Origin of the sequence: Pseudomonas sp. RGM 3321 (assembly GCF_022836805.1) — a bacterium.
Classification (GTDB): domain Bacteria; phylum Pseudomonadota; class Gammaproteobacteria; order Pseudomonadales; family Pseudomonadaceae; genus Aquipseudomonas.
The window spans coordinates 54398-80929 of sequence record NZ_JALHBH010000101.1 but is presented as its reverse complement, the minus strand read 5'-3'; the positions used below and the strand labels follow the sequence as shown (position 1 = coordinate 80929).

The following is a 26532-nucleotide window of genomic DNA, read 5'->3' as shown; positions in this document are numbered from 1 at the left end:
GATAAGTTGATTCAGGCCTGCAAGGAATGAGTTCGACGTTTGAACGGTGTGCCTGAAGTGGTTCCTATCATAGGAAATAGCTGAATAATCGTGGTTGCAAAGAATTGTCTATTTGCAAAATCAGCGTTAGTGTCATGCCACTAACGCAAACTTTTATTTTGTGAAATTCATCATGAAAGCAATAAATGAACGCACTAAAAAGTCCGCTGGCGATGTAGCGCCGCTGCTGGACAGGATTGACCGCGCCATTCTCAAGACCCTGCAACGTGACGCCTCGATTTCCAACGTGGCACTCGCCGAGAAGGTCAAGCTGAGCCCGCCTGCTTGTTTGCGGCGCGTCGAGCGTTTGAAGGAGGCGGGCGTTATCAAGGGTGTGGTGGCGTTGCTCAATGGCGACGTTCTGGACGCCGGCATGGTGGTGCTTATCGGTGTGGTGCTGGACCGCTCGACACCCGACTCATTTGCGCAATTTGAACAAGCCGCACAGAAGGTGTCCGGCTGCATGGAGTTTCATGTGGTCACCGGCGAGTTCGATTACTTCATGCTGCTGCGCACCAAAGACAGCCAGAGTTTCAACCGCCTGCATGCCGAACAGCTGCTGTACTTGCCCGGTGTCAGACAGATCCGCTCGTTCATGGGATTGCGTCAGGTGGTGTCGACCACGCAATTACCCATTTAACCGGGTGCTCGACGTGGCCTGCTTGTACTACGCGGCGTCAAACGTTCACGTCTGATGAAGGTCAGAGTTGTTGACTGCCACACGATTGCCCCTGGCGCATGATTCAATCAGTGCTATTTCCTTTTTTACTTGCTCAAGGATTTTTATTTTGGCTGCTGGAAGCTTGCTTACCCTGCTGGACGATATTGCGACCTTGCTGGATGACGTGGCACTGGCCACCAAGAAAACCGCGGGTGTTTTGGGCGATGATCTGGCGCTCAATGCCCAGCAGGTCACCGGTGTTTCAGCCGATCGCGAATTACCCGTTGTCTGGGCCGTGGCCAAGGGCTCGTTGCTCAACAAGGCAATCCTGGTTCCGGCGGCACTTTTGATCAGCGCCTTCGCGCCCTGGGCGATTCTTCCCTTGTTGATGATCGGCGGCGCGTTTCTGTGTTTCGAAGGTTTCGAGAAAATAGCCCATAAATGGCTGCATCCCGAAACCGGCGAAGAGCATGATCAGCGCAAGCAGGCGGCGACGGATACTTCAGTGGACATGGTGGCGTTCGAAAAGGACCGTATCAAAGGCGCGATTCGCACCGACTTCATTCTTTCGGCAGAAATCATCGTGCTGGCGCTGGGCGTAGTGTCGGCTCGACCCTTCATGGATCAGGTCGGTGTACTGGTTATTGTCGCGGTACTGATTACCGTCGGTGTCTATGGGCTGGTGGCAGGTATCGTCAAACTTGACGACCTGGGCCTGTACCTGAAAAAGACTGCAAGCTCTGCGGCACAGAAGATCGGTGGCGCTTTGCTCTGGCTTGCGCCGGTATTGATGAAGGTACTGTCGATCGTCGGCACTGCAGCCATGTTCATGGTCGGCGGCGGGATTCTGGTTCACGGTCTACCGTTTGCCCATCATTGGGTCGAAGGTGTGACCGAAGCTGCAGCCGGTGCTGTGGGCGGGCTGTCAATGATCGTCCCGACCCTGATCGATGCGGTCGCCGGGGTTATCGCTGGCGCGGTACTGGTGTTGGTCGTGACGCTGATTGGCAAGGTCTGGAAAGCGGCTAGGGAGTGAGTGGAGGCGGGCGTCGCGCAGGGGTTGAATAGCGTGCCAATGCTCCGCGTTGGCACGCATCCCGTGACGCTCCGCGTCACAGATCTGCGCAGCAACACCCTCTCAAGGTTGGGCGCAGAGGCTTCAGAAATGCGTTCCCACGCTGAGCGCGGGAACGAGCGTCACAACCGGATCGTGCTTAGAAGAACACCTTCACCAGCAAACTCGCGGTGTTCTGGTCGGTGTCGAAGGAACGGGTGTCCTTGATGCCGTATTTGTTGGTCCAGTAATCGTATTCGATACCGACGTACAGCTGCCGCTCCGGGTAATTAAGTGCCTTGCCCAGGTCATATTTGATCTGCGGGTTGAAGTGCAGGTTGGAGTGGTAAGTGCCACGCGAGGTCTTGTCGTTGTCCACTACCCAGTCCATGAAACCGTCGATCAGCACATCCGATTTGCCCATGGGGATGGTGTAGGACCACACCGGGGTAATCTGCCATACGCCATCGCCCGGACGGTTGCCTTCGGTCTGGCGCTGGTAGAAGTTCAGCTGGAAGTAGTCGAAACCCGGGATCTTCAAATCGAACGCCGGGCCGATCAGGTAAGACTCGTTATCGCCTTCACCAAATTCGTAAGTTGCCGCAATCAGCACATCGCTGATCGGGCCGAACTCAAACTTCTGGCCAAATATCTTGCCCAGCGACAGGCGTGGCGAGAACTCACCGTAATAGGTGTTATCGCCAGCGGTTGCGTCTCCTTTGCCGTTGTAGAAGATCTTGTCGACGAAGAAGAAGTTGTCGCCGTACTTCCAGCTGTCAGCATGTTCAAAGGTGAACGTCTGCTGGTTTGCCGGGTTGACGGCAAAGTCTCGTCCATTGAGATAGGTGAGGCTATTGCTCTGCCACTGGAAGATATCCCCGGCCATGGCTGGCGCAGCGGCCAGCAGACTGCTGGCCAGTAACACGCTGGAAAACGTACGGTTCATGCGGTGAGTCCCTTGAAATAGATCGTGATTTTTTCAGACTGGCGTTCTCTAAGTGACGCCTTGTCTGTGGTTGCAGTAATTTGTCTGTCTGGTCAGCTTTGTGTTGTTAGCAAGAGCTGCGCCAAACAGTGAAAAAAAGTTGAAGTAATCCCCAAACCGGCATCAACGTGTCGGTTTCAAGTCATTTTCCTGGTCGACAGAGTCCTGACCGTACAGTCAGCTAGTTGGCTGTTCGGTCAAAGTCGGCGTACAGGGAGCGGTTGGCCGGTTTTGCAGCGGCGGCGGAGAATACTGACTTGCGTCGTCCGGCTCAAGTGCTCCAGCGCAGGGCGTCTGGAGCGAAAGTGGGGCGAGTGCGCCCCTTTTCAGTGGCGCTTGGTTGGCGAGGGGCTCAATTAGTTAGTGTGTGCGCCTTGATCGACCCACGCACCGACCAGTTCGCGTTCCTGCTGAGTCATCTGGGTGATGTTGCCCAGTGGCATGATCGGCGAGGTGACGGCCTGCGCCTTGATGCGCGGGGCCTGCTGCTGAATCTGTTCTGGCGTATCGAACATCACTCCCGCAGGCGCAACGCTGAACAACTGACTGGTAGGCGTGGCCGAATGGCACACCGTGCAACGATGCTGAATCACTTCATGCACTCTGGCGAAGTCCGCGCCGGAGCTGGCAGGCTTGGCCTCTACCGGCGCGGTGACCGGCTCCGAAGGTTTCTCATCGGCCCGATGGCCACCGACTGCGGTGCCGGGCAGCGGTTGGTAGACGATCTTCGCGGGAGGTTGCGCAGGGCCGGTGACGTACGCCAGGCAGAGCATGCCCAGCGCAGCGACCGGCAGGGTCCAGGCGAATCGATGGCTGTCATGTCTTGTATTGAAATAGTGACGCACCAGGACCGCCAGCAGTGCGATGCCCGCCAGGATCAGCCAGTTGTACTCACTGCCGTATGTGCTCGGAAAGTGGTTGCTGATCATGATGAACAGCACGGGCAGGGTGAAGTAGTTATTGTGCCGCGAGCGCAACAGGCCTTTGGCGGGCAGGCTTGGGTCCGGCGTGCGGTTCTCGGCAATCGCGGCCACCAGGGCGCGCTGGGCCGGCATGATGATGCGGAACACGTTGCCGACCATGATGGTGCCCATGATCGCGCCCACATGCAGATAGGCACCGCGACCGCTGAACACTTTGCTGAACCCGTATGCCGCCGCGACCAGCAACACGAACAGGACCACGCCCAACAGGGCAGGGCGCTTGCCCAGTGGCGAGTCACACAGAAAGCTGTAGACGAACCAGCCGACGAACAACGAACCCAGGCCGATGTGCACGCCCTCGGCCCCACTCAGGCTGCTGCCCGGTGCCAGCAGATACAGCGTCGGATTGGCGTAGAACACTACGCACAGTAGCGCGACCCCTGACAGCCAGGTCGAATAGGCTTCCCATTTGAACCAGTGCAGATTCTCCGGCATGGTCGGCGGCGCGAGCTTGTACTTCTCCAGATGATAAATACCTCCACCGTGGATCGCCCATAAATCGCCAGACAGCCCTTCACGCGGGTTGCTGCGGTTGAGGTTGTTCTCCAGCCAGACAAAGTAGAACGATGCGCCGATCCAGGCCACGCCCACGATCATGTGAATCCAGCGTACGCCCAGATTCAGCCATTCCATCATATGTGCCAGCACGGTTTTACCCTTCCAGTGGGTTGGGATCGAGAACCAGCAACTGGCTCTCTGCAAAGTAATGCTCGTCGCAGTTGTTGCCTTCGCCACTGCGATCAACCACCAGGAAGTCGTCCCGCTTTTCGATCGTCAGCACCGGGTGGTGCCAGACGCCGCGATGGTAATTGATACCCTGCCTGCCGTTGGACACGAAGGCACGGGTCAGCTCAGACTCAGGCGCATCGCCAGCCGGCGCGACCACGATCAGAAAGGGGTTGCCGAGCAGCGGGATGAAGGCCTGGCTACCCTGCGGGTGACGCTCCAGCATACCAATGGTCAATGGCATCGGCAGGGCTTCGGCGCGGAATATGCTGATGATCGCCTTGTCATCCGGTTGCGCGGTCTGCACTTCAGCCAGACGATGAAAGCGCATGGTCGAGCCGTTATTGATCATGAAATGATCGCTGCCATCGGTTTCGATCACATCACCGAATGGCGCAAAAGCTTCCTTGGTCAGTGGCTCGATTATCAGTTTGCGCATGCGGATTCTTCTTCAATGGCTTCAGGGTTTATCGCACTTGGCGTGCCTGGAATACGGTTCTCGCCTGCTTCTGCCCGAAGGGCGTGGGAGCGAACTTGTTCGCGAAAGGGCCGGTACACCCCCTGAATATGTACCGTTTGGAACAAAGCCTTCGCGAACAATTTCGCTCCTACAGCCTTCGGCCAGAATCCAAATCAGGCCTGTATATGATGCGGAGCGTGGGAACGAGAGTTCACACGTTGTTATCTGGACACCTTGCCCAGCACTCGCAGGCGGCTCACACCACCGTCCGGGAAGACGTTCAGGCGGATATGGGTGATCGGGCCGATGGCGTTGATCTGCTCGGCGAACTCGTGTTCGGCGTGCATGGTCAGCTTCTGGCTTGGCAGCAGCTCGCGCCAGAACAAACTCTGGGTCTCGATCTGGCTGTCGGTACCGCCCTTGACGAAAGCCCCCTGGATCGAGCAGTTGTCCGGATAATTGCCCTTGAAGTGCAGGGTGTCGACGATGACTTTCTCGACTTCGCCCTTGTGTCCCAGCGCCACGATGACCCAGTCATTGCCCGGTGTGCGACGGCGCGCGGTTTCCCAGCCGTCGCCCATGTTCACGCCACGGCCGGGGTTGAGGATATTGCTCATGCTGCCGTAATGCTCGTCCGAGCAGGCAATCGACCTGCCACCGTTGAGTGCCGCCACCAGATCGATCTGCTCGTCTTCGCTGACTTTCGACCAGTCGCGATGCGGCACGCCGTACACGCGCAGGCGCGCTACGCCACCGTCCGGGTAGATATTGAAGCGCAGGTGGCTGAACGCCTGATCGTTGCTGATCTCGTGGTAATGATGGCTGTTGCCTTGCAGTTCCACAGACGGCAGCACTTCGGTCCAGGCGGTGTTTTCATCGGGTTCGCCCGAGGCCAGAAAGCACGCTTCCAGCGAAGCGGAAGGCGGAAAGTTGCCGGTAAAAAACGAGGTATCGATGTCCACACCCTTGATGGTGCCTGCCACACCGAGGCGGATCACCGCGCTGTCATACCCTTCGAAACGCTTGCGGCGCGACTCCCAGCCGTCCATCCACTTGCCGTTGTCGTCGAACACGCCTTCCTTCCAGACAGCCGGGGTCGGCTGGAACAGCCGGTTGGCGTCTGCGAACCAGTCATCGGTGACCGAAAGAATCTTTGTGCCCAGGCGCGCGTCGGCCAGGTTCACGAACTTCTCGAACGGTGCGGCGTAAACTTTCATGCTTGTTGTCTGCCTTCTGAACAGGTTGATAACGGCGACGCTCAAAGCGCCTGTAGACGAAACAGTGCGATTTTGTTGATCTCGGCCAGGGCGCAAGCGAACTCGGCCTCGGGCGAGTGGTGGATGCGTTGCTCGAACGCCGCCAGGATTTTATGTCTGTCGCTGCCCTTGACCGCCATGATGAACGGAAAGCCGAAGCGGGCCTTGTAAGCCTCGTTCAACTCGGTGAAACGCTGAAACTCTTCAGGCGTGCAGTGGTGGATACCGGCGCCTGCCTGCTCATCGGTACTGGCCTGAGTCAGCTCACCCTGGATAGCCGCCTTGCCGGCCAGGTCCGGGTGGGCATTGATCAGCGCCAGTTGTTGCGCGTGGGTGGCACCGAGCAATATTTTGCTCATGCGGGCATGCAGGGTATCGACCTGATCCAGTTCGGGGCCTGCGCCTTGATCGAAAGCCTGTTGCGCGACCCACGGTGAGTGTTCGTAGATGTCGGCAAAGGCTGCGATGAATGCGTCCCGGCCCAGGCTTGATGGTGTCAGTGTTTTAAACGTGCTCATTGCTCGGCCTTGCCGGTAAACGGATGTTCAGTGTGCCAGTGGCGGGCGATATCGACACGCCGGGTAAACCACACCTGCTCATGGCCTTTAACGTACTCAATGAAACGTTTGAGCGCGGCCAGCCGGGCAGGGCGACCGATCAGGCGGCAATGCAGACCGATGGAAAGCATCTTCGGTGCGTCTTCGCCTTCGGCATACAGCACGTCGAACGCGTCCTTCAGGTACTGAAAGAATTGCTCGCCGTTGTTGAAGCCCTGCACCTGGGTGAAGCGCATGTCGTTGGTGTCCAGCGTGTAAGGGATGACCAGATGCGGCTTGCCGGTAGGGTTGTTCGACTCCCAGTACGGCAGGTCATCGTCGTAGGTGTCGCAATCATAGAGAAAACCGCCTTCCTCCATCACCAGCCGTCGGGTGTTGGGGCCGGTGCGTCCGGTGTACCAGCCCAGCGGCCGTTCGCCACTGATTTCGGTGAGGATCTGGATCGCCTGGCGCATGTGCTCACGCTCGTCGGCTTCATCCATGTTCTGATAGTCGATCCAGCGATAGCCGTGACTGCAGATTTCGTGACCGTCGGCGACCATGGCGCGGATAACCTCGGGGTGACGCTGCGCGGCCATGGCTACGGCGAAGATGGTCAGGGGGATATCGAACTGCTTGAACAGCTTGAGAATGCGCCAGACGCCTGCGCGGCTGCCATATTCATACAGCGATTCCATGCTCATATTGCGCTGCCCCTGCAATGGCTGCGCGGCAACCATCTCGGACAGAAAGGCCTCTGATTCCTTGTCTCCATGCAGAATATTGCGCTCGCCACCTTCCTCGTAATTCAGCACGAATGACAAGGCAATGCGCGCGTTGCCCGGCCAGCGTGGATGAGGCGGGTTGTTGCCGTAACCGATCAGGTCGCGTGGGTAGTCAGCGCTCACTGCAAGCTTCCTTCTGTGCGTTATGTGCGTTTAGCCAGGTGCGGTGCGAATGGCAGGCAAGGCACTGCAATGCGCAGATTGTATACAATTTTATTTTCGGCTTGTAACCCTGTAGGTTTCGTTACCGATTCGTGCCTGTTCAGATAACGCAAGCAAGAAACCTGCCTGAGTGGTCAGCTAATCGGAAAAAATCTGATATTTTTCCTTTGCTTCCTTTCTTTTCAGGTAATTCGACGCATGGCGAGCAGCACAGGCGTCGTCTGCCATCCAATGAAGATTTTATTGTGTACAGGTTTTCGCGAAAGTGTCTTAATCGGTTGCAATCGCACCATGCAGAGCACTTCATTGGTGCACTGTTTCACCGTCGCCGGATGTGAGGAGTGAAGTTTTGGGGAAATTGACCACACACGTGCTGGATGCTGCCCACGGTTGCCCCGGCAGTGCCATCCGCATTGAGTTGTATCGGGTCGAAGGCCAGCAGCTTCTGCACGTTGTCAGCGCTGTCACCAACAGCGATGGACGTTGCGATGCGCCCCTGTTGCAGGGAGACACTTACCAGTCCGGTGTTTATCAACTGCATTTTCAGGCTGGCGATTATTACCGTGCACGAGGCGTTGCGTTGAACGCACCGGCCTTTCTCGATGAAGTGGTGCTGCGCTTTGGCATTGATGCAGGTCAGGAACACTTTCATGTGCCGCTGTTAATCTCGCCGTACAGCTACTCGACGTATCGGGGCAGCTGAGTACCTCTTGCCCGCCCCACACTGCGGGCCTTTTTTTGCGCGCGTTTCCGGTTTTGCCCTGTGTACAATGCGCCAGTCCCAAAGCCGTAATCCATCTGCGCACGAGTGCCCATGAACGACCAGTCCCTGCCTCTCAAGAAACAGCCGCGCGGCACTACCAGCGCCAGCCGCAGCGTTACTCAGGACGATATCGTTTACGAGCATATTTTCGATGCCATTCTGGAGCAGCGGCTGGCGCCGGGCACCAAATTGAGTGAAGAGGCGCTGGGCGAGATCTTTGGTGTCAGCCGCACCATCATTCGTCGCGCTCTGTCGCGGTTGGGGCACGAAGGTGTGGTGCTGTTGCGGCCTAATCGTGGCGCTGTGGTCGCCAGCCCCAGCGTCGAAGAGGCGCGCCAGGTATTTTTTGCCCGGCGCATGGTCGAGAAGGCAATCACAGAACTGGCGGTCGAGCACGCCACTGCCGAGCAACTGGCCGAGCTGCGCCAGATGGTCAGCGACGAGCGCGACAGCTTTGCCCGCGGTGATCGAGGTGCAGGCATCCGTCTCTCCGGTGAATTCCATCTGCAACTGGCCGTAGCCGCCAGAAACGCGCCGATGATCAGCTTCCAGCGCAGCCTGGTATCGCAGACTTCATTGATCATTGCCCAGTACGAAACCGGCAACCGCACACATTGTTCCTACGATGAGCACACCCAGTTGATCGACGCCATCGAAGCGCGCGATGCGCCGCTCGCCGTCGAGTTGATGATGCGCCACATGGACCACATCGACGGCAAGCTCAACCTTGACCAGGACAGTGCCTCGGACGATTTGCATGCGGTGTTCTCGCACGTCATGGGTCGGAAAAAGACCGGGCGTTGAGGCTGTGTGGATGAACAATTATCGTGCGACGCTCCGCGTCGTCATGCCGTTCCGGAAGCTCTGTCTCCTCTTGGCGACGCAGAGCGTCGAGACCTGCATTCCCACGCAGAGCGTGGGGAACGATAACCTCAACTTCGTGCTGAAGCTTTGACTATCGTGCGACGCTCCGCGTCGCATGCCGTTCCGGACGCTCTGCGTCCTCTTGGCGACGCAGAGCGTCGAGACCTGCATTCCCACGCGGAGCGTAGGGAACGATAACCTCAACTCCGTGCTGAAGCTTTGACTATCATGCGACGCTCCGCGTCGCATGCCGTTCCGGACGCTCTGCGTCCTCTTGCAACGCAGAGCATCGCGACCTGCATCCTGCGTGAGCGTGAGAGACGCTTTAGCCTCTGTCATGCACCAACCGCCCACCCGACCAGGTCTGCTTCACTGTCCGGTCATCACCGATGGTCATCAGCACAAACAGAATCTCTTCGATGTCTTTAGCCTGTTTCAAACGGTATGACTGCAGCGGGGTGGCGTTGTAATCCAGCACCAGAAAGTCGGCTTCGTTGCCGGGCTTCAAGCTCCCGACCTTGTCCTCCAAACGTAGTGCTCGCGCGCCGCCTAGCGTCGCCAGGTACAGCGACTTGAACGGATTGAGCCGTGCGCCCTGCATCTGCATGACCTTGTAGGCTTCGTTCAAGGTCTGCAGAATCGAAAAGCTGGTGCCGCCGCCCACATCGGTGCCAACCCCGACATTCACCTTGTGCTTTTCGGCCATCGGCAGGTTGAACAGGCCGCTGCCCAGAAACAGGTTGGAGGTCGGGCAGAAGGCAATCGCCGAACCGGTTTGCGCCAGTCGTGCGCACTGTTCGTCGCACAAGTGCACGCCATGGGCGAACACCGAGTGCTCGCCGAGCAGGTTGAAGTGATCGTAGACGTCCAGGTAATGCTTGCGCTCGGGGAACAGCGCCTTGACCCACTCGATCTCCTGGAGGTTTTCACTAATGTGGGTCTGCATATACAGGCCGGGATACTCAGTGAGCAACTGGCCAGCCAGGCTCAATTGCTCCGGGCTGCTGGTCGGCGCGAATCGCGGGGTCACTGCGTAGCTCAAACGTCCTTTGCCGTGCCAGCGCTCGATCAGCGTCTTGCTGTCGGCGTACCCGGATTCCGGCGTATCAACCAGATAATCCGGCGCATTGCGGTCCATCATCACCTTGCCGGCGATCATGCGCAGATCAAGTGCCTGCGCCGCACTGAAAAACGCCTCGACCGATTCCTTGTGCACGCTGCCGAACACCAGCGCTGTGGTCGTACCGTTGCGCAGCAGTTCCTTGATGAAAATGTCCGCCACTTGCGCCGAATGCTCGGGGTCGGCGAACTGGCTTTCGCAGGGGAAGGTGTAGGTGTTGAGCCAGTCGAGCAGTTGCTCGCCGTAGGCACCGATCATGCCGGTTTGTGGCAAGTGGATATGGGTGTCGATGAAACCCGGTGTGATCAGTGCGTCCGGGTATTCGATCAGCTCGACATCGCTGTCGAGGCTATCGAGCAAATCGTCAGCATTACCCACGGAAATGATTTTGCCGTTTTCGACCAGCAACAGGCCATCGGCAAAATACTCATAAGACGCCTCTACTGCCACCTCCGCGGGGTCGGCAATACTGTGAAGGATGGCGGCGCGGTAGGCTTTACGGCGGGAAACTGAACTCATGGCACTCTCGTTGTGACTCATTGCGACTGACTGCGGCGTGATGCGGGCAGCAGTCTGGCGATTGGTTCGGCATTGGCACTGTGCTGGCCAAAGCTTGCGTTGTAGGTGGCGATTATTTCGGCGGCGATGGACACCGCGATCTCGATGGGCAACTTGCCTTTGACTTCCGCCAGGCCCATTGGGCAACGCATGCGTTGCAGCAGGCTGGCGTCGAAACCGCGCTCCCGCAAGCGATGTTCGAATTTGACGCGCTTGGTTTTCGAGCCGATCAGCCCGAAGTAAGTAAAGTCGCCGCGCTTGAGGATCGCAGCAGTCAGCTCAAGGTCCAGTTGATGGTTGTGGGTCATGACAATGCAGTAAGTGCCGACAGGCAACTGCGCGACCTCGTCGACCGGCTCATCACTGACGATCTTCGACACGCCCTCGGGCATCGGCTCGGGGAATTCGTTCTCACGCGCGTCGATCCAGCGCACCCGGCAGGGCAGGCTGGCCAGCAGTGGCACCAGCGCACGGCCAACATGACCGGCACCGAACACGGCGATTTGTGCGACCGGCTCGCCCATTGGTTCGAACAGCAGCACATTGACGCCGCCACAGCACTGACCGAGGCTTGCGCCGAGGTTGAAGCGTTCCAGCCGAGTTAGCCGGGTGCCGCTGGCCAGCATCTCGCGGGCGATTTGCATGGCCTTGTATTCCAGGTGCCCGCCGCCGATGGTGTCATGGATATGTTCGGCGCAGACCACCATTTTCGAGCCGGCATTGCGTGGTGTCGAGCCCAGTTCCTCGATGATTGTCACCAGAATGCCGGGTTCTCCACGGGCCTGTAGCTCGGCCAGGGCGCTGATCCAGTTGTTCATTTCTGCTCCAGGACAGAGTGATCCAGGCCAGGCGCCTTCGCGAGCAAGCTCGCTCCCACGGGGGCATCCTGAATAGGTGAAGGCGAGCCTGGCGAAGCTTCACTTGCCCGCGAAGAGGCAGAAACAATTGGCTCGGCGCCTTCGCTGGATGCGCGACGCGCAGCGCTGTTCTGGCGCATCTGTTCACAGCCCCACAACACTTTTTCCGGTGTCGCCGGGGCGTCGATGTTCGGTTGATGACGGTAGTCGCCCAGACTCGCCACGGCGTCCTTGATGGCGCACCAGGCGGCGATGCCGAGCATGAACGGCGGCTCGCCGACGGCCTTGGAATGGAACACCGTGTCTTCCGGGTTCTTGCGGTTCTCCACCAGTTTGATGCGCAGATCAAGCGGCATGTCCGCCACCGCAGGGATCTTGTAGGACGCCGGGCCGCTGGTCATCAGCTTGCCCTTGTCGTTCCACATCAGTTCCTCGGTGGTCAGCCAGCCTGCGCCCTGAATGTAGCCGCCTTCGACCTGGCCGATATCGATGGCCGGGTTCAGCGAGGCGCCGACGTCGTGCAGAATGTCGGTGCGCAACATCTTGTACTCGCCTGTCAGCGTATCGACGATGACCTCGACGCAGGCTGCGCCAAACGCGTAGTAATAGAACGGTCGGCCCCGCGCCTGGCTGCGGTCATAGAAAATCTTCGGCGTCTTGTAATAGCCGGTGCTGGACAACGACACCTGGCCCATCCAGGCCAACTGCGCCAGCTCGGCGAAGGGCAGGAAAATATCGCCGATCCGCACATGGCCGTTGCGAAACTCGACTTCTGTTTCTGCCACCTGATAGTGCCGGGCGGCGAACTCCACCAGCCGCTGCTTGAGGATTTCAGCGGCATTCTGCGCCGCCTTGCCGTTCAGGTCGGTGCCGCTTGAGGCCGCAGTGGGCGAGGTGTTCGGCACCTTGTCGGTGTTGGTGGCGGTGATCTGAATATGGTCGATGTCCACCTGAAACACTTCAGCCACAACCTGCGCGACCTTGGTGTTCAAACCCTGGCCCATTTCGGTGCCACCATGATTCAGGTGGATGCTACCGTCGGTGTAGATGTGAATCAGCGCGCCTGCCTGATTGAGGAAGCTGGCAGTAAAGGAAATACCGAACTTGACCGGCGTCAGCGCCAGGCCTTTTTTCAGCACCGGGCTGCCAGCATTGAACGCACGAATGGCTTCTCGGCGCTCGGCATACTGGCTGCTCTGCTCCAGGTCGGCGGTCATCTCTTCCAGCAGGTTGTGTTCGACTGTCTGGTAATAGTGCGTGACGTTACGCTCGGTCTTGCCGTAATAGTTGGCCTTGCGCACCGCCAGCGGGTCTTTGCCGAGGAAGCGCGCGATGCAGTCCATGACTTCTTCGATGGCGACCATGCCTTGCGGGCCGCCAAAGCCACGATAGGCCGTGTTGGACGCAGTGTGAGTCTTGCAACGGTGGCCATTGACCGTGGCTTCGCCCAGATAGTACGCGTTGTCGGCGTGGAACATGGCACGGTCGACGATCGACGCAGACAGGTCCGGCGAGTAGCCGCAGTTGCCTGCCAGATCCAGCTCTATACCCTGCAAACGACCCTCGTCGTCGAAGCCCACGTCGTACTCGATGTAGAACGGGTGGCGCTTGCCGGTCATCTGCATGTCTTCAAAACGTTGCAGGCGCATCTTGGTGGGCTGGCCGGTCAGCCGGGCAATCACAGCGCACAGGCAGGCCGGGCTGGCCGCTTGGGTTTCCTTGCCGCCAAAGCCGCCGCCCATGCGCCGCATGTCGACCACGATGCGGTTCATCGGCACGCCCAGTACCTCGGCAACCAGCTTCTGGATTTCCGTGGGGTTCTGGGTCGAGCAATAGACAATCATGCCGCCGTCTTCGGTCGGCATCACCGAGGATATCTGGGTTTCCAGGTAAAAATGTTCCTGACCGCCGATGTGCAGGTTGCCCTGCATGCGGTGGGTTGCGCTTGCCAGCGCTGCGGCCGAATCGCCACGTTTGTGCGTGTGGCTGTCGAGCACAAAGTGTTTCTGACGCAGCGCCTGAACCACATCCAGCACCGGCTCCAGGTCTTCGTACTCGATGGTCGCGGCCATTGCCGCCTGCCGGGCAATGTCCAGATCGCGAGCAGCAACGGCAAGCACCGGTTGCCCGACAAACTCCACTGTGTCGATGGCCAGCAACGGGTCGCCGGGCAGCAGCGGCCCGATATCCTTCAGCCCCGGAATATCCTGATGAGTAATCGCGATGCGTACGCCGTCGAAGGCGTAGCAGGGCGAGGTGTCGATGCTGATGATTCGCGCGTGGGCACGGTCGGAAAGACGTGCATACACATGCAACTGATTGGGAAACTCGAGGCGATCATCGATATACACCGCTTCGCCGGACACATGCTTGTCGGCGCTGTCATGCTTGACGCTGCGACCGACGCCAGTGCTCAAGCCCTGCTGAAACACGGCGAGCATTTCGGCCTGGGTAATGGATGGAGAATGCTCAGACATAGTCAGTCACCCGCGTTGCAACGGCAGGCGTCTGCACTTCAATGAAATACTTGCGCAGCAGGTTCTGCGCGCTCAACAGGCGATATTCCTTGCTGGCACGGAAGTCCGACAGCGGCGTGAAATCTTCGCTGAGTGCGGCGCAGGCCTGCTCAACGGTTTCATTGCTCCACGGTTGGCTGATCAGGGCCCGCTCGCAGGCCGCTGCGCGCTTCGGAATCGCCGCCATGCCGCCATACGCCACACGTGCCTCGCGGATCACGCCTTCTTCTATGGTCAGACGGAACGCCGCACAGACCGCCGAAATGTCGTCATCCAGGCGTTTGGAGACTTTATAGGCACGAAAGGTTTGCAGTGGATTGGCGGTCGGCACGATGATCTTTTCGATGAACTCACTCTCTTGGCGAGCCGTGACCTTGTAGTCGATGAAGTAATCCTCCAGCGCCAGGGTGCGCTGGCTGTTGCCTTTGCGCAGCACGATCTGCGCGCCAAGGGCGATCAGCAGGGGCGGGGAGTCGCCGATGGGCGAGGCATTGCCGATATTGCCGCCTAGCGTGCCCTGATTGCGGATCTGCAACGAGGCGAAGCGCTGCAGTAACTCGCCAAAGTCCGGATATTGGGCATTGAGTGCTGCATAACAATCGGTCAGCGGAGTCGCCGCGCCGATCTCCAAACGGTCGTCGAAACGCTTCACGCCCTTCATCTCGTCGATGTGTCCGACGTAAATCATCACCGGCAATTGTTTGTGAAACTGCGTGACTTCCAGGGCCAGATCGGTGCCGCCGGCCAGCAGGCGCGCCTGCGGATGGCTGTCGTATAGGTCGGCCAGGTCCGCCACGGTCAGCGGAATGAAGCAGTTTTTTTCGCCGTCGCTCAGTGCTTCGGTCTGGCTTGGCGTGATTGCCCGCAGGCGCTCGACCGTCTCAGCCTGGCGCTGATCGAACTGGTCCGGCTGACGCTGGCTGCAAGACTGTTCGGCGGCGGCCAGAATAGGGCGATAACCGGTGCAGCGGCACAAATTGCCTGCCAGCGCTTCGTGGGCCTGATGCGCGTTGGCGTCGCTGCTGTTCTTTTGCAGGGCAAACAGCGACATCACAAAGCCTGGGGTACAGAAGCCGCATTGCGAGCCGTGACACTCGACCATCGCCTGTTGCACGCTGTGCAACTGACCCTGGTGCTTGAGGTCCTCGACGCTGATCAATTGCTTGCCGTGCAGCGATGCCATGAACGTCAGGCACGAATTGAGGCTGCGATAACGCAGCGTTTGCTTGCCGTCGGCGTCACTGTGCAACTCGCCAACGACAACGGTGCAGGCACCGCAGTCTCCACTGCCACAACCTTCCTTGGTACCGGGCTTGTGTGCCTGCTCACGCAGGTAGGTCAGCACGGTCATGTTCGGATTCAGGCTGCGCTCGGTTTTTAGCTCTTGGTTCAAAAGGAACTGAATCACGGCGCAAAGCCCTCACATTTATTGTCATCAGACATGTCGATGAATCTATCAGCTCTGTTTATTGGGTCAATTTGTTTCTGACTTCGGAGTCAGGAAATTGAGTTTTTCGACAATCTGCCGATCAAAGAGCCTCTGGTTCTTGAATCGCCTGTCGGCTGTGATTCAAGGTTTTGCGTATTTCGTGCCAGTTTCCGCGTTTATGGCCCTGCGCCACCCGTGCCGGTTGAGATACACTCCGCGACTTGCATGCGGAACTGGTTTTTTCTGAAGGATAGTCATGACGTTCAAGGCCCCGGACAGCCTCGCTGAGCAAATTGCTCATCATCTTGCCGAGCGGATCATTCGCGGTGAGCTCAAGCCTGGAGAGCGTATCCAGGAACAGAAAGTCACGCAGGCGTTGAACGTCAGCCGTGGCTCCGTGCGCGAAGCATTACTGATTCTGGAGCGCCGCCACCTGGTGGTGATCCTGCCGCGTCGTGGCGCACAGGTCACGGTACTCAATGCGCACAATGTCATTAGCCTGTGCAGCCTGATGAGCGAGCTGTACATTCTGCTGGCCAATGCGGTGGTCGAGCGCTGGAAGACCGAAGAGGATCTTGCGCCGTTTCTGCAGATACAACAGCGTCTGCAGGCCAGTTTCGAGCAGCAGGACGTCAATGCATTCGTCGAAGAGAGCTTCAATGTCATGCGCGCGGCTTACCCGTTCGCCAGCAACCCGTACCTCGAAGAAACCGTCGAGAACCTGCAACCTTCCATGAGCCGCAGCTATTTCATCGCGCTCGAGCAACGCAAGGCTGACATGGGTGACTACCTGGCGTTGTTCGACGAACTGCTTGGCGCAGTGGTGGCGCGGGATATGCCGAAGATTCGTGTCGTGCTGGTCAGCTACTGTCAGCGCAGCTGCCAGCTGGTGCTGGCCGCCCTGGCAGCGGGCTGACGCCGTGCGCCTGAAGTGCATCAAGCTGGCGGGGTTCAAATCTTTCGTCGACCCCACCACGGTGAACTTCCCCAGCAACATGGCGGCTGTCGTCGGCCCCAATGGCTGTGGCAAATCCAACATTATCGACGCCGTGCGCTGGGTCATGGGCGAAAGCTCGGCCAAGAACCTGCGCGGCGAGTCGATGACCGACGTCATCTTCAACGGCTCCACCAGCCGCAAACCGGTCAGCCAGGCCAGTATCGAGCTGGTCTTCGACAACTCTGACGGCACGCTGGTGGGCGAGTACGCGGCGTATGCGGAAATCTCCATTCGCCGCAAAGTGACCCGCGACAGCCAGAACAGCTACTACCTCAACGGCACCAAATGCCGCCGTCGCGACATTACCGACATCTTCCTTGGCACCGGCCTGGGGCCACGCAGCTATTCGATCATCGAGCAGGGCATGATCTCCAAGCTGATCGAAGCCAAGCCTGAAGACCTGCGCAACTTTATCGAAGAAGCTGCCGGGATCTCCAAATACAAGGAGCGTCGTCGGGAAACCGAAAACCGTATTCGCCGTACCCACGAGAATCTGGCGCGTCTGACTGACCTTCGGGAAGAACTCGAGCGTCAGTTGGAGCGTCTGCACCGGCAGGCCCAGGCCGCCGAGAAGTATCAGGAATACAAGGCCGAAGAACGCCAGTTGAAGGCGCAATTGTCGGCTCTGCGCTGGCAGGCGTTGAATGATCTGGTGGGGCAGCGCGAGGCAGTGATCGGCAATCAGGAGATCGGTTTTGAAGCGCTGGTGGCTGATCAGCGCAGCGCCGATGCCAGCATCGAAAGGCTGCGCGACGGCCATCATGATCTGTCCGAACGCTTCAACCTGGTGCAGGGCCGTTTTTATTCGGTAGGTGGCGACATTGCCCGCGTCGAGCAGAGCATCCAGCACGGTCAGCAGCGATTGCGCCAGTTGCAGGACGACCTGCGCGAAGCCGAGCGCGCCCGCCAGGAAACCGAATCCCATCTTGGCCACGACACCACCTTGCTTGCCACCTTGGGCGAAGAGCTGGAGATGCTTGAGCCCGAGCAGGAAATGACCAGCGCGGCCGCCGAAGAATCGGCCATTGCCCTGGAAGACGCCGAAGCAGGCATGCAGGGCTGGCAGGAGACGTGGGACGTCTTCAACCAGCAATCTGCCGAGCCACAGCGTCAGGCGCAGGTCCAGCAGTCGCGCATTCAGCAACTGGAACAAAGCATCGAACGCCTGGCCGAACGCCAGCGGCGTCTTGCTGAAGAGCGTCAGTTGCTGGCCGCCGACCCTGAAGATGCGGCCATTCTGGAACTGAGCGAAGACCTCGCTACCCGTGACATGACCCTTGAAGAGCTGCACGCGGGCGAAGAGCAGGCGGTCGAGCGTCTGGAGCAACTGCGTGAAGCTTTGCAGCAGGCCAGTCAGGCGCAACAGCAGGCGCAGGGCGAGCTGCAACGTCTCAACGGGCGTTTGGCTTCTCTGGAAGCGTTGCAACAGGCTGCACTCGACCCGGACACCGGCACCGCCGAATGGCTGCGCGATCAGCAACTGGCCGAGCGCCCGCGTCTGGCCGAGGGGCTGAGCGTTGAAGCAGGCTGGGAGCTGGCCGTGGAGACCGTGCTCGGCGCGGATTTGCAGGCGGTGTTGGTGGATGACTTCGACGGGCTTGATCTGGCGAACTTCCAGCAGGGTGATCTGCGCTTGCTCAGCGCCGGTACCGATACGGTACGCGTGCCTGGCAGCCTGCTGGAGAAAGTGGACAGTACGGTTGATCTGTCCGCCTGGCTGGGCCAGGTGATTCCGGTCGAGGATCTGGATGAAGCGCTGGCGCGACGTGCGCAACTCAGCGCCGGGCAAAGCCTGATCAGCCGTGACGGCTATTGGGTCGGGCGGCACTTTTTACGTGTGCGACGTGCCAGCGAAGCGCAGAGTGGTGTGCTGGCGCGGGGGCAGGAATTACAAAGGCTGGGCCTGGAGCGTGATGAGCGCGAAGCGACGCTGGCTACGCTTGAAGAGCAATTACTGGTGCTGCGCGAGCAACAGTCGCAGCAGGAAGAAGCCCGCGAGCAACTGCGCCGCCGAGTGCAGGACGAAACCCGCCAGCAAAGCGAATTGAAGGCGCAACTGTCGGCGGTCAGGGTAAAGGTCGAGCAGTTGACCCTGCGTCGTACTCGTCTGGACGAAGAACTGGCCGAGCTGGGCGAGCAACGCGCTGTCGAGCACGAGCACCTCGGCGAATCGCGCCTGCAATTGCAGGATGCACTGGACAGCATGGCGCAGGATACAGAACAGCGCGAAGTGCTTCAGGCGCAGCGTGATGCGCTGCGCGAGCGTCTGGATCGGGTTCGTCAGGATGCGCGGCAGCACAAGGATCACAGCCATCAACTGGCGGTGCGTCTGGGCTCGCTCAAGGCGCAGTACGATTCGACGCGTCAGGCGCTGGAGCGCCTGCGCATGCAGTCCGAGAGGCTCACTGAAAAGCGCGAGCAACTGAGTCTGAATCTGGAGGAGGGCGAGGCGCCGCTTGAAGAACTGCGCCTCAAGCTTGAAGAGCTGCTGGAGCGGCGCATGGTGGTCGATGACGAAATGCGCATCGCCAAGAACGCTCTCGAAGACGCTGATCGCGAATTGCGTGAGGCAGAAAAACGTCGCACCCAGGCCGAGCAGCAATCGCAACTGCTGCGTGGCCAGCTGGAACAGCAGCGTCTGGAGTGGCAGTCGCTGACGGTGCGTCGCAAAGCCTTGCAGGACCAGTTGCATGAGGACGGCTACGACCTGCATGGCGTGCTCGCCACGCTGACGCCGGAAGCCAGCGAGCAGGCCGCCGAGCAGCAACTGGAGAGCATCGCCGGGCGTATTCAGCGTCTGGGAGCGATCAACCTCGCGGCCATCGACGAGTACCAGCAGCAATCCGAACGCAAGCGTTATCTGGATGCGCAGGATGCTGATCTGGTGGAAGCACTCGACACGCTGGAAAACGTCATCCGCAAGATCGATAAAGAAACCCGAAACCGCTTCAAAGATACCTTCGATCAGATAAATAGCGGAATTCAGGCACTTTTCCCAAAAGTTTTCGGTGGTGGCTCCGCTTATTTGGAACTGACGGGCGAAGATTTACTCGATACAGGGGTGACAATCATGGCGCGTCCTCCCGGCAAGAAGAACAGCACTATTCATCTACTGTCGGGTGGGGAAAAAGCCTTGACTGCTCTGGCGCTGGTTTTTGCCATTTTCAAACTCAATCCTGCGCCGTTTTGCATGCTTGATGAGGTGGATGCGCCGCTGGATGACGCCAACGTGGGTCGCTATGCGCGGTTGGTGAAGGAAATGTCACAAACTGTTCAGTTCATCTACATCACCCACAACAAGATCGCCATGGAAATGGCTGATCAATTGATGGGGGTGACGATGCATGAACCAGGCTGTTCGCGGCTGGTAGCGGTGGATGTAGAGCAGGCGATGGCGCTCGTGGATGCCTGAATCCGGGTTTGATTAAGCCGGGAAATCGCTGCGCAAAGGCCTGAAAATGTGACGATTGTGCGATAGATGGCACTTTGGGCGGCGAAGAGACGTAACAGACGGTGTAAAGTTACCTTTGGTCGTGCTAGTTTAGTGACCACTTTTTATTTTCGCGTGGGCAAATTGCCAGTCAGAACATAGACTTGGCACCACGTATTAAAGGGGTTTAGGCCCTTATTTTCAGATTTCTTCATTAGAGGCACTGGATTACATGGAAATCGGTCTGCGCGAGTGGCTGATCGTCATCGGCATAATAGTCATTGCCGGTATTCTCTTTGATGGCTGGCGCCGTATGCGCGGCAGCAAAGGTAAATTGAAATTCAGGCTGGATCGAAGCTTCTCCAATCTTCCGGATGAGGAGGAAACCACGTCGGCCGAAGTGCTCGGGCCGCCCCGTGTGCTGGATACCCACAAGGAGCCGCAGCTCGACGAGCATGATTTGCCGTCGATGAGCGCCAGCCCGCGTGAGGGCAAGCGCAGCAACAGTGACAAGCGTGGCAACAGCGACAAGAAGCGCAAGGACGAACCGCAGCAGGGTGACCTGAATCTGGATCTCGACGGCCCGAGCCTGTTCACCGGGCGTGACGATGACTTCCCGGACGACAAGCCTGCCCAGCGCATCACTGAGGACAAGGACCTGCCTCCGGTCGAGGAAGTGCTGGTCATCAGCGTGATTTCACGCAGTGAAGGCGGCTTTAAGGGCCCTGCGTTGCTGCAGAACATCCTGGAAAGCGGCTTGCGTTTTGGCGAGATGGATATTTTCCACCGTCACGAAAGCATGGCAGGCAACGGCGAAGTGCTGTTCTCGATGGCCAATGCGGTCAAGCCAGGCGTGTTCGATCTGGACGATATCGACCATTTCAGCACCCGTGCCGTGAGCTTCTTCCTTGGTTTGCCAGGCCCGCGTCATCCCAAGCAGGCCTTTGACGTCATGGTTGCCGCAGCTCGCAAGCTGGCCCATGAACTGGATGGCGAGCTCAAAGATGACCAGCGTAGCGTCATGACCGCGCAAACCATCGAGCATTACCGTCAGCGCATCGTTGAATTCGAGCGCCGTGCGTTGACCCAGCGTCGCGGTTAAGCGAATCCTTGTCCACGTCCCGATCAAGAGCATGCTCCGGCGCGCTTTTTCGGGGATTGGGCATGAACAGAACAGAGCCAACAGATTGAGCAGCCTCGGCTGCTCTTTTGCTTTTTGAGAGAACACCGTATGAAGGCCGTCGAAACCCGAATCCTGGAACTGCGTGCAGAACTGGATGAGCATAACTACCGCTATCACGTTCTGGATGAGCCCAGCATCCCGGATGTCGAGTACGACCGCCTGTTTCACGAACTCAAGGCCCTTGAGGCAGAAAACCCGCATCTGGTCACGCCGGATTCGCCGACGCAGCGGGTTGGCAGTGCCGCTTTGTCGGCGTTCACGCAAGTGCGACACGAAATGCCGATGCTCAGCCTGGGCAACGCTTTCGAAGAAAACGACATGCTCGAGTTTGACCGGCGGGTAACCGAAGGGCTGGATTTGCCTGCCGGGGACCTGTTTGGTGCGGGCAGCAAGGTGCAGTACAGCTGCGAGCCCAAGCTGGACGGTCTGGCAGTCAGTCTGCTGTATCGCGACGGTGCGCTGGTACGCGGTGCGACGCGTGGGGACGGGACTACCGGCGAGGACATCAGCGTCAATGTACGCACCGTGCGCAACATCCCGCTCAAGCTGAAAGGCAAGGGCTGGCCGGATGTGCTGGAAGTGCGCGGTGAAGTGTTCATGTCCAAGGCAGGTTTCGAGCGGCTCAACGCCAGCCAGCTGGAAATTGGCGGCAAGACCTTCGCCAACCCGCGCAATGCGGCGGCTGGCAGCCTGCGCCAGCTGGACTCGAAAATCACCGCCAATCGTCCGCTGGAATTCTGTTGCTATGGCCTGGGGCAGACTTCGGCGGAAATCGCCGACACTCACATCGGCGTGCTTGAAACGTTGAAAAAATGGGGCATGCCGGTCAGTCACGAGCTGAAGCTGGCGAATGGCGTCGAGGAGTGTCTGGCCTATTACCACGATATCGGTGAGCGACGCCTGACGCTGAGCTACGAGATCGACGGTGTAGTGTTCAAGGTCAACAACCTGGCTGCGCAGCGCGAACTGGGCTTTCGCGCCCGCGAGCCGCGCTGGGCGATTGCCCATAAATTCCCGGCCATGGAAGAGCTGACCGAGCTGCTGGATGTCGAATTCCAGGTAGGCCGTACCGGTGCGGTAACGCCGGTCGCTCGCCTCAAGCCGGTCAAGGTGGCTGGCGTCATGGTCGCCAACGCCACGCTGCACAACATGGATGAAGTGGCGCGGCTCGGCTTGATGATTGGCGACACCGTGATCATCCGTCGTGCCGGTGACGTGATTCCGCAGGTGGTGCAGGTTGTTGTCGAGCGCCGTCCTGAAAGCGCAAGGCAGGTCCAGGTACCACAGACCTGTCCGGTATGCGGCTCGCATGTCGAGCGCACGCAGTTGATCAAGCGCAGCAAGGGCAAGGAAACCGTCACCGAAGGTGCGGTGTATCGCTGCGTCGGGCGTCTGGCATGCGGTGCGCAACTCAAACAGGCGATCATCCACTATGTGTCACGTCGTGCGATGGACATCGAAGGGCTTGGCGACAAGACCATCGAGCAGCTGGTCGATGAAAAACTCATTGGCTCGCCTGCCGACCTGTACAAGCTGAAATACGAACAGATCATCGACCTCGAAGGCTTTGCCGACATTTCCAGCAACAAGCTGCTCAAGGCGATTGCTGACAGCCGGCAGCCGACCCTGGCGCGCTTTATCTATGCCCTGGGTATTCCGGATGTGGGCGAGGAGACGGCCAAGGTGCTGGCGCGCTCGCTGGCGTCCCTGGCTCGTGTCAAACAGGCATTGCCGGAAGTCCTGACGTACCTGCCGGATGTCGGTCTGGAAGTCGCCTACGAAATTCACAGCTTCTTCGAAGACGAGCACAACCGTAACGTCATTGATGCGCTGTTGGGCGAATGCGGACTGCAACTGCAGGACCAGGGCGAGTTGGGTGCCGAGTTTGCGGCCAGCACTACGCTTGAAGGGCTGATCGACAAACTACATATCCCGTCGGTAGGGCCGGGCGCTGCACAGAAACTGGCTGACAGGTTCGGCACGCTGGAGGCCGTCATCAGCGCCGATTGGCTGGACATGCGCCAGACGCTGCCGGAGAAGCAGGCCAAATCGGTGCGCGACTTCTTTGACGACAGCGCAAACGCCGAGCGTGCCCGCGCCATAGAAGCCCAGCTCAAGGACTTTGGCATGCACTGGCGCAGCGAGAAAAAAACCGTCGAAGGATTGCCACTGGCCGGGCAGACCTGGGTGCTGACCGGCTCGCTGGAACGCATGAGTCGTGACGTCGCCAAGGAAAAACTCGAAAGCCTTGGTGCCAAAGTCTCCGGCTCGGTCTCGGCCAAGACCCACACCGTGGTTGCAGGCCCCGGTGCAGGCTCGAAACTGACCAAGGCCAACGAGCTGGGGCTGACCGTACTGGACGAAGATGCGCTGCTCAAACGCCTGACCGAACTGGGCGTAGCGGTTGATTGAGGCAGGCCGATGCTACGCTTAGGCTTACCTTTATTATCGTGCGACGCTCCGCGTCGCATGCCGTTCTGGACGCTCTGCGTCCGGTCTTGAGTGTGATGGTGCGGCGTAGATCTGTGACGCGGAGCGTCACGCACGGCATTCCCACGCTGGAGCGTGCGGAACGATAGTCTCAACTACCGTGCGACGCTCCGCTTAGGCCTACCCTGATTATCGTGCGACGCTCCGCGTCGCATGCCGTTCTGGACGCTCTGCGTCCGATCTTGAGTGTGATGGTGCGGCGTAGATCTGTGACGCAGAGCGTCACGCACGGCATTCCCACGCTGGAGTGTGCGGAACGATAATCTCAACTACCGTGCGACGCTCTGCTTAGGCATGTCTTGATCATCGTGCGGCGCTCCGCGTCGCATGCCGTTCTGGACGCTCTGCGTCCTATCTTGAGTGTGATGGTGCGGCTTAGATCTGTGACGCAGAGCGTCACGCACGGCATTCCCACGCTGGAGCGTGCAGAACGATAATCCCAGCTACCGCGCGATGCTCTGCTTAGGCATGTCTTGATTATCGTGCGACGCTCCGCGTCGCATGCCGTTCTGGACGCTCTGCGTCCGATCTTGAACGTGCGGTGCGGCGCAGATCTGTGACGCGGAGCGTCACGCACGGCACCCCCACGCTGGAGCGTGCGCAACGATAATCTCAACTACCGTGCGGTGCACCGTTTTCGCCCACGCAAACGCCGTCGACGCTATCCGTCCCCACCGTTCGATAATATTTTGAACCCCTGAAGCGTAGGCATGATCTAGTCCATGCAAGGCCAACGGGAGATCGCCATGTACCGCTTTTTCGAGCAATTGAGTTCACGCATTACCGCCCCATTTGTCGGCGAATCCAAACGTAACAGTAAGGTCTGGCAGTGCACATGCGGCCAGTCGGTGTTTTTCCCCAATTCCCAATGCCTGGCCTGTTCGGCTGCGCTGGGTTACCTGCCCGAGCAGGGCCGCGTGGCTACGCTTGAAGCGGGGCCTGAGCTTACCTGGCGCCTGAGCGACGAGCCGGGTGCCGGTCTGTATCGGCGTTGCGCCAACCTCGATACCCCGGCAGCTTGTAACTGGCTGTTTCCGGAGCACAACGCCGGTGAGTTCTGCGTTGCGTGCAGCCTCAATCGTACCATTCCCGACCTGTCCATCGCCGAAAATGGCGAGCGCTGGCGCAAGGTCGAGACCGCCAAGCGTCGTCTGGTTGCACAGCTGATTTCCTTGGGGTTGCAGGTCATCCCCAAGAGCGTCGATGAAGAAGCCGGGCTGGCCTTTGACTTTGTCGGTGTCGATCTGGAAGGCAAGCTGCCGACCACTGGCCACGCCAATGGCCTGATTACCCTGAACATCGAGGAAGCCGACGACGCACACCGCGAAGCGATGCGCGTGCAGATGCATGAACCTTATCGTACCTTGCTCGGCCATTTCCGCCATGAAGTCGGTCACTATTACTGGGATCGGCTGATCGCCAATACCCACTGGCAGGACGGTTGCCGCAATCTGTTCGGCGACGAGCGCGCCAGCTATGCCGATGCGCTTGATCACCACTACAAAAACGGCGCGCCCGACAATTGGCAGGAAAGCTTCGTCAGTGCCTACGCGACCATGCACCCGTGGGAAGACTGGGCCGAAACCTGGGCTCACTACCTGCACATGATGGACGCGGTCGACACCGCCCTGGGTTTTGGCATGAGCGCCCGCGACATGGAGCTGGACTACCAGCCATTCCCGCTGGAAGTGCTCTACGATCCACAGCACCCAGGCGGCCCGGCGTTCCTGTCGTTCGTCAACGCCTGGATCGAACTGGCCAGCATGCTCAACGAGCTGTCACGCAGCATGGGCCAGCCGGACTTCTATCCGTTCGTGCTGCCTCCTGCGGTAATCGCCAAGCTGCATTTCATCCACCTGGTGATTCAGGATGCGGGTGGCAAGGCCGACGAGGTGTTGCAGGCTCAATAACCCAGGCCGTGCCTGACACGCTTCAGCTGCGTGTCAGGCCTTTGTTCAAAAGCGGCTCCAAGCGTCAGCACCAGCCTGCGCTCAAAACCGATCCTTCCGCGATAAGCCTCTCCGGTGTCCACCCAGCCCTGACCCGCATAAAGCCCGATAGCAGCGCTATTGTCTGCATCTACCGAGAGCATCAAATGCGTGATGTCCGGCCACTTCAGGCGCAGCGCCGCAGGCAATGCCCGCAAGCACGCTTTGCCTAAACCCTTGCCCTGTTCGCGGTGATCGATCTGCAACGCATGCAGCGTCGCAGCCAGCGTCTCCTGAGCCCAGTTCGGCAGACAGTCCCCGCGCTTGAGTAGGAAAAAACCCACCGGTTTATCGTCGCCCAAAAGCACAAAGCCACAAACATTCGGGTTGGGGTTGACCAGCAGAGTATTGAGCGCAGTGTAAATATCGCCGGAGAACTGCATCTGCTCCTGCGTTACTTCAAGGTGTTCGAGCTGTTGACGTTGAAAGGTGTTGAGATCGTGGTAGCCGACCAATCGAGTCTGCATGAGCAACCTGCTGGCTGATTATTATTGAGGCGGGCAGGGTACAGGATCGGATAAAGGTGTTTCGAGGATTTGTCACACCGACGGCCGATACCGCTTTGCGTTTCAGCCCCGGCACACAAGTGCTTGAGCCCCCTCGAAATTTTTATCCGAACCAACGGTTGTAAACTCACGCCAGACCGGTACAATGGCGCGGCTCGCCAACTGGTGAGTGTCGTTATGGTGA

At 58.9% G+C, this 26532-nt stretch carries 20 protein-coding genes; 9 read left to right on the top strand and 11 right to left on the bottom strand.

Annotation, left to right across the window (positions count from 1 at the left end; translation table 11 throughout):
* Positions 1-172 precede the first annotated feature (172 nt).
* Both RGM3321_RS08850 and RGM3321_RS08845 read left to right on the top strand, forming a co-directional pair.
* Entirely contained in the window at positions 173-679 is a 507-nt protein-coding gene (locus RGM3321_RS08850; RefSeq protein WP_004658394.1) for an Lrp/AsnC family transcriptional regulator, read from the top strand.
* Between the two features lie 148 nt (positions 680-827).
* The gene (locus RGM3321_RS08845) at positions 828-1736 is read left to right on the top strand and encodes a DUF808 domain-containing protein (RefSeq protein ID WP_244392664.1); all 909 of its coding nucleotides are present in this window, start codon (positions 828-830) and stop codon (positions 1734-1736) included.
* A 178-nt stretch (positions 1737-1914) separates the two neighbouring features.
* On the opposite strand, the gene RGM3321_RS08840 is transcribed toward RGM3321_RS08845, so the two are convergent.
* From RGM3321_RS08840 to puuE, 6 genes are all read right to left on the bottom strand, one after another.
* Positions 1915-2700: an outer membrane protein OmpK gene (locus RGM3321_RS08840; protein WP_244392662.1), complete on the bottom strand. Its 786-nt coding sequence runs from the start codon at positions 2698-2700 to the stop codon at positions 1915-1917.
* A 395-nt stretch (positions 2701-3095) separates the two neighbouring features.
* Positions 3096-4370 carry a urate hydroxylase PuuD gene (locus tag RGM3321_RS08835; RefSeq protein ID WP_244392661.1) on the bottom strand — a complete coding sequence of 425 codons (1275 nt, stop codon included), beginning with the start codon at positions 4368-4370 and terminating at the stop codon, positions 3096-3098.
* A gap of 4 nt (positions 4371-4374) precedes the next feature.
* Entirely contained in the window at positions 4375-4887 is a 513-nt protein-coding gene (locus RGM3321_RS08830) for an ureidoglycolate lyase (protein WP_244392659.1), read from the bottom strand.
* Between the two features lie 242 nt (positions 4888-5129).
* Positions 5130-6125 carry an allantoicase gene (alc, locus tag RGM3321_RS08825; RefSeq protein ID WP_244392657.1) on the bottom strand — a complete coding sequence of 332 codons (996 nt, stop codon included), beginning with the start codon at positions 6123-6125 and terminating at the stop codon, positions 5130-5132.
* 41 nt (positions 6126-6166) lie between these two features.
* Positions 6167-6682 (bottom strand): 2-oxo-4-hydroxy-4-carboxy-5-ureidoimidazoline decarboxylase, encoded by a 516-nt coding sequence (uraD, locus tag RGM3321_RS08820; protein WP_244392654.1) that lies wholly within the window; start codon positions 6680-6682, stop codon positions 6167-6169.
* Positions 6679-7608 (bottom strand): allantoinase PuuE, encoded by a 930-nt coding sequence (gene puuE, locus RGM3321_RS08815; protein WP_244392652.1) that lies wholly within the window; start codon positions 7606-7608, stop codon positions 6679-6681. Before puuE ends, uraD begins: the two co-directional genes overlap by 4 nt.
* Before the next feature lie 388 nt (positions 7609-7996).
* Here puuE and uraH point away from each other — a divergent pair, with 388 nt between their 5' ends.
* Together uraH and RGM3321_RS08805 are read left to right on the top strand one after the other, a co-directional pair.
* Complete coding sequence (gene uraH, locus RGM3321_RS08810) at positions 7997-8350, top strand: hydroxyisourate hydrolase (protein WP_058401970.1); 354 nt, start codon at positions 7997-7999, stop codon at positions 8348-8350.
* Positions 8351-8461: 111 nt separating this feature from the next.
* A complete protein-coding gene (locus RGM3321_RS08805; RefSeq protein WP_244392650.1) occupies positions 8462-9214 on the top strand; it encodes a GntR family transcriptional regulator in 753 nt (250 codons plus the stop codon).
* A 385-nt stretch (positions 9215-9599) separates the two neighbouring features.
* On the opposite strand, the gene guaD is transcribed toward RGM3321_RS08805, so the two are convergent.
* From guaD to xdhA, 4 genes are read right to left on the bottom strand one after another with little or no spacing between them, the layout of a single operon-like run.
* Positions 9600-10913, bottom strand: coding sequence for a guanine deaminase (gene guaD, locus RGM3321_RS08800; protein WP_244392649.1), 1314 nt, complete (start codon positions 10911-10913; stop codon positions 9600-9602).
* A gap of 17 nt (positions 10914-10930) precedes the next feature.
* Positions 10931-11770, bottom strand: a complete 840-nt coding sequence (gene xdhC, locus RGM3321_RS08795) for a xanthine dehydrogenase accessory protein XdhC (protein ID WP_244392648.1) — start codon at positions 11768-11770, stop codon at positions 10931-10933.
* Positions 11767-14286 carry a xanthine dehydrogenase molybdopterin binding subunit gene (gene xdhB, locus RGM3321_RS08790; protein ID WP_244392647.1) on the bottom strand — a complete coding sequence of 840 codons (2520 nt, stop codon included), beginning with the start codon at positions 14284-14286 and terminating at the stop codon, positions 11767-11769. The genes xdhC and xdhB overlap by 4 nt, the downstream gene beginning before the upstream one ends.
* On the bottom strand, positions 14279-15733 hold the full coding sequence (gene xdhA, locus RGM3321_RS08785; protein WP_244392646.1) for a xanthine dehydrogenase small subunit: 1455 nt from the start codon (positions 15731-15733) through the stop codon (positions 14279-14281). Before xdhA ends, xdhB begins: the two co-directional genes overlap by 8 nt.
* 277 nt (positions 15734-16010) lie before the next feature.
* Here xdhA and RGM3321_RS08780 point away from each other — a divergent pair, with 277 nt between their 5' ends.
* The 5 genes from RGM3321_RS08780 (at position 16011) to RGM3321_RS08760 (ending at position 25764) form a co-directional block, all read left to right on the top strand.
* A complete protein-coding gene (locus tag RGM3321_RS08780) occupies positions 16011-16670 on the top strand; it encodes a GntR family transcriptional regulator (protein WP_244392645.1) in 660 nt (219 codons plus the stop codon).
* A 4-nt stretch (positions 16671-16674) separates the two neighbouring features.
* Positions 16675-20163, top strand: a complete 3489-nt coding sequence (gene smc / locus RGM3321_RS08775; protein ID WP_244392643.1) for a chromosome segregation protein SMC — start codon at positions 16675-16677, stop codon at positions 20161-20163.
* Positions 20164-20413: 250 nt separating this feature from the next.
* On the top strand, positions 20414-21283 hold the full coding sequence (zipA, locus tag RGM3321_RS08770; RefSeq protein ID WP_004665852.1) for a cell division protein ZipA: 870 nt from the start codon (positions 20414-20416) through the stop codon (positions 21281-21283).
* A 129-nt stretch (positions 21284-21412) separates the two neighbouring features.
* Entirely contained in the window at positions 21413-23776 is a 2364-nt protein-coding gene (ligA, locus tag RGM3321_RS08765; protein ID WP_244392641.1) for an NAD-dependent DNA ligase LigA, read from the top strand.
* Positions 23777-24600: 824 nt separating this feature from the next.
* Positions 24601-25764, top strand: coding sequence for a putative zinc-binding peptidase (locus RGM3321_RS08760; protein WP_244392696.1), 1164 nt, complete (start codon positions 24601-24603; stop codon positions 25762-25764).
* Here the strand turns inward: RGM3321_RS08760 and RGM3321_RS08755 are convergent.
* A complete protein-coding gene (locus RGM3321_RS08755; RefSeq protein WP_244392640.1) occupies positions 25758-26309 on the bottom strand; it encodes a GNAT family N-acetyltransferase in 552 nt (183 codons plus the stop codon). The genes RGM3321_RS08760 and RGM3321_RS08755 overlap by 7 nt on opposite strands.
* Between the last annotated feature and the right edge of the window lie 223 nt (positions 26310-26532).